At 28.8% G+C, this 403-nt stretch carries 1 pseudogene; it reads left to right on the top strand.

From position 1 onward, the window contains the following. Nucleotides 1–403 (top strand): annotated as a pseudogene (locus CRV02_RS14940) (sensor histidine kinase); the annotation flags it as partial.

The following is a 403-nucleotide window of genomic DNA, read 5'->3' as shown; positions in this document are numbered from 1 at the left end:
TTGGTAAATATGTAGGTTCTAAAATAATAGGAAATTATAGCAAAATAAAAACAAAAAAAAATAATATAAAGTTTGAGCCTACAAAGTCAGCTTATGCAGGAAAAGAAAATCCTATAGGTAAAAAATTTGAAGGAATAATTAGATTTGTAACTCCTGTCTTTAAAAATGGAAAAAAAGTAGGATTTCTTTCTTTAGCTTTAGATCACGAGCATATTATGCAGTTTACTGATACGATTAATCCTACAAGTAAGAATTTAGTTCAAGACATAGTAGATGCTGGGAGTGGAAATTATGCTTTTATGTGGGATAGTAAAGGAAGAAATATCTCACATATAAGAGACTATTTTATAAGTGGTTATGATGAAAATAGTGGCAAAAGAGCAATGCCATGGATAAGTAAAGA

The sequence above is a fragment of the Arcobacter sp. CECT 8989 genome (genome assembly GCF_004116715.1).
Lineage (GTDB): Bacteria > Campylobacterota > Campylobacteria > Campylobacterales > Arcobacteraceae > Halarcobacter.
This window is presented reverse-complemented; position numbering and strand designations above follow the sequence as displayed.